Origin of the sequence: Streptococcus sanguinis (assembly GCF_020729725.1) — a bacterium.
Taxonomy (GTDB): Bacteria; Bacillota; Bacilli; order Lactobacillales; family Streptococcaceae; genus Streptococcus; species Streptococcus sanguinis_V.
Window position 1 is genome coordinate 1 of sequence record NZ_JAJEPA010000017.1, and the last position, 3,392, is coordinate 3,392.

Here is a 3,392-nt window from a genome sequence, read left to right on the forward strand (position 1 = left end):
GAATTGGTTTTGCTAAGCGGTCTCCAGAAGAGGATTCGGCCGCTAAACCAATTAGATATGGAATGGGATTTATCTTCATGACACTTTTATTTGCCTTTGCACTCTCTTTTCTGAGTTTGTATAAACCTGGCGAATTGGTGTCTGGTGATATTTACGCAGAATTGGTTGTTCGCCATGCTGTAACTCATTTATGGGTTTGGGGAACTGCTATACCAGCAGCTATGCTTTCTAGCTATATATTGATTCGTTTGAATCATAAATCTGAAGAGGAGAAGAACAATGGAAATTAACATCAAACAAAAAATTACCGCAGACGACCTTTTACAAGGGACATCATGGTTTGGAAGTTCTGACCATGATGTTCAAGCGGTTGAAAACCTTAAAGCATTAAACGATCTTGTTTCAGATGTAATGCAAAAAGTTTACTTTTTACAAAAGCGGACAGAAGAAATTGCCACTAACCAACATAATGCAAGTGCTAGACAGATTTCAGAAGAAGCTCAGAAGCTACTTGTAAATGTTGTAAAAATGGCAACAGATGAAGAAAAATGGGCTAAGGTTGATGAATTATTTAAGGACTGAATAGAAAGGGGAATAAAATGACAGTAGGAGAATTGAAAGAGCTATTAAGCAAGTATAGTGATGACGATCAAGTGATTTTATGCACAGGATTTTATACAGAGCGAGGAGGAGTAGATTGGGTTGAAACTAAAAAATACACTGTCTATCCAGGGAATGAAAATGAAAAAGTGGTTTATATAGAGGGAGAAGAACCAAATTAAAGACGAAGAATAATAAAGGAGTGAATAATTATGACAGTATTACTATTTGAGTATGGCCACACAAGTATTGGTTCATGGGATGGAAAGTGGTCAGGTTCAGGGAAAGTTTATGCTAAAGAGGTCAATCTTACTAAGGGTTTGAAAGAACATTTAGAAACACTAGGGATTGATTGCGGTAATGGTAAAAATCATACCTTCCATTATGACTTTAAAGATGGCTGGGCTTGTGATGTGACTATGACTGTAGGAACAAAAACTGAGTTCAAGGAAATTATGAAACATTCTCAAGGTTTTTTGGGTTATGACTGGATGATTGACAGTATTTTAAAATATGGTCGTATTTTAGATCCATCCTTAGTGAACCAATCAGAGCCAGCAGGCATTGTTGGCAATATTCATATCAAGTCTGGATTTGGCACGCAAAATCAGGACGAATATTTTACACCGATTTTATCTGATTTAAAGTCAGGAAAGTATAACAAGTGTATTGTTAACATGAAGCCTAATAAAAACAAAGCCAGCGCCAGCATTTTTGTAGATGGCGACCAATTACAGGCAGATGTGGAACACACAGGGTTCAGTATAGATCAGTTTTTGAATTGGTTAGACAAAAATGAATCAATGGAAGAATTTGAATTTTTKATTTCAGATTCTAAATTGCCTACTTGGGAAGTGGCTAAAAATGTAGATCAAAATGACTAAAATAAATTTTAATAAAAATTTTTAAGTTTTTTTCAAAAAACGCTTGACAATATATCTCCAAAAGTATATAATAAAGACAGTTAAAACAGCTCGTCCAAATCAGCGAGGGTAAAGAACTGATCTTCTCCTTTCTATGGGTGAAGTCAAACAACATACATAGAACGGCGCTGCTGCCGTCAAGCTGTGAGGCTTGTACGCAAGTGTAAAAAGAAWCCAGTCAGGGACAAACACCGCTAATGCTGCTAAACAGACGCGGTACAAAAACTGATATGGTTAGACGTACAAGGTGAGACAAGCAGATATGCCAGAGAACTGGACGAGGGTTTTCCGTTCCTAAGCCATAAACGGTAGGGTTGCCATGTTCCAACGGGTACAATCATGGCTAGTACACTCCTGTATGACTTTTATAAGAGAAACACTAACCAATGCAAGGTGTATGGAGAGGAAGCTGTCCCTGCTAACAGAAATTGACAGCAAGGCTATCTGCGATTAATCGCATTTCCACAAGTGCCTATAAAGAGAGAGAAGTGGTGCTTTCCTAGTCAAGAAACTAGGTGACTGGCAGGCAAGATGTGCTGCCTAACGTGCATAGACGTGATTGGGAACTATGACATTTGCTTGTTTTGGAGTGAGAAACAAGTCACTGCCTACAGGTGCTGAGAGGGAAGCAAAAGTGTGGGTTGCTTTTTATAATTTTGGAGGAAATAAGCATGGAAATAAGATTAGTAGATGTAAAAGTTGAAAATGTTGAGTATGATTTATATAACACTTACGAAGAAAACTATAACACTTTCTCTATGGAAGCCCCAGTTTTCGTTTTTGAAGTCGAGGGAAAGAAGTATGAAGTGAATAGTTTCTATACATTCTGGGACGAAGCAATCAATTATAACATCCAAGTTATCCAGTTTGCTGAGTACCTGAACTCACGGGAATTTTGTCGTCCTGAAGAGTTTAAATATATAGGTATAGATATTAGTTCTCGGTTTGATGATTTCGAATACCTTTATAACTTCGAAAGAGAAGGTATGCAGGGCTTTTTGGAACGTCTAGTAGGCGCTTATAGTGCTGAAGGCAGAGCCTATGAATTTGAGCAAGAGTTTAAAAACACCTGCTCTCGTCTCTTGGCTCAGTTAGAGGATAAATCCTGTCGATTTTCTTTTGGGAAAGAAGAAAGCCGAGAAAAGAGAATGGCGCATTTGCGTTATTATCGAGACTTCAGTAACTTCTTAGGAAAGGAGCAGGATTCATTTCTGGCTAACTATCCTAATCAAGAGGGTTATTTTAAAAGAGTTCATTTCAATAATTTCAATCAAAAACCTTTTAATTATTGGGTTTATAGTGACAAAGATAAATGTTGCTTAGCTTACGACATAAAAGATTGGGTGGAGAAATTCTGTTTCTACAACCAAGGGAAAGCATCTGAAAAGCTCCTTGAGAAAGCAGTGGCTATATTTGATGTATCTGAAAAGTTATATCCTTACATAGTCAGCAAATATCAAGAATATATGAATCAGAAGCAATCTGAAGGACACCAATAATTTAGAAGAGGAAAGGAGAGAAGTGATGGAGGCAGATTTACAGCCTGAATGCAAAAGGAGAAATGATATGGAAACTGATTTTAGACGCAACCTTATGAAACAATCAATGCCTGCTGGCATTGTTAACAATGTTCAGATTATCAAGTCTGGATTTAGTACACAAAATAAGGAAGTGGAGGTAGACTTGCAGTCTGTAAAATGGTTCTTAACAACTTTCCGAACCAATTTTATAGCTAAGATGACAGGATTGGCACAGCCTAATCTCTCATTTTATACAAAAGGAGAGAGAGAGATAGAGGCTGCAAACTACAAAACCATTGTCAAACTGACTAAGTATTCTCATATCGCCAAAGAGGGCAAAGAGAAAATT

The 3,392-nt window shown here is 37.3% G+C and carries 6 protein-coding genes; all 6 read left to right on the forward strand.

The window, feature by feature from the left end; genetic code table 11:
* Nucleotides 1–290: hypothetical protein (locus K4I03_RS09985; RefSeq protein WP_227965106.1), on the forward strand; the 290-nt coding region annotated here is incomplete at its 5' end.
* Nucleotides 280–582, forward strand: a complete 303-nt coding sequence (locus K4I03_RS09990; protein ID WP_227965108.1) for a hypothetical protein — start codon at nt 280–282, stop codon at nt 580–582. The genes K4I03_RS09985 and K4I03_RS09990, both read left to right, overlap by 11 nt.
* 17 nt (nt 583–599) lie before the next feature.
* On the forward strand, nt 600–782 hold the full coding sequence (locus K4I03_RS09995) for a hypothetical protein (protein WP_227965112.1): 183 nt from the start codon (nt 600–602) through the stop codon (nt 780–782).
* 30 nt (nt 783–812) lie between these two features.
* Nucleotides 813–1,484: a hypothetical protein gene (locus K4I03_RS10000; protein ID WP_227965113.1), complete on the forward strand. Its 672-nt coding sequence runs from the start codon at nt 813–815 to the stop codon at nt 1,482–1,484.
* Between the two features lie 710 nt (nt 1,485–2,194).
* Nucleotides 2,195–3,022, forward strand: a complete 828-nt coding sequence (locus tag K4I03_RS10005) for a hypothetical protein (RefSeq protein WP_227965114.1) — start codon at nt 2,195–2,197, stop codon at nt 3,020–3,022.
* Nucleotides 3,023–3,089: 67 nt separating this feature from the next.
* Nucleotides 3,090–3,392, forward strand: a 303-nt coding sequence (locus K4I03_RS10010) for a hypothetical protein (protein WP_227965115.1), incomplete at its 3' end; no start/stop codon positions are given.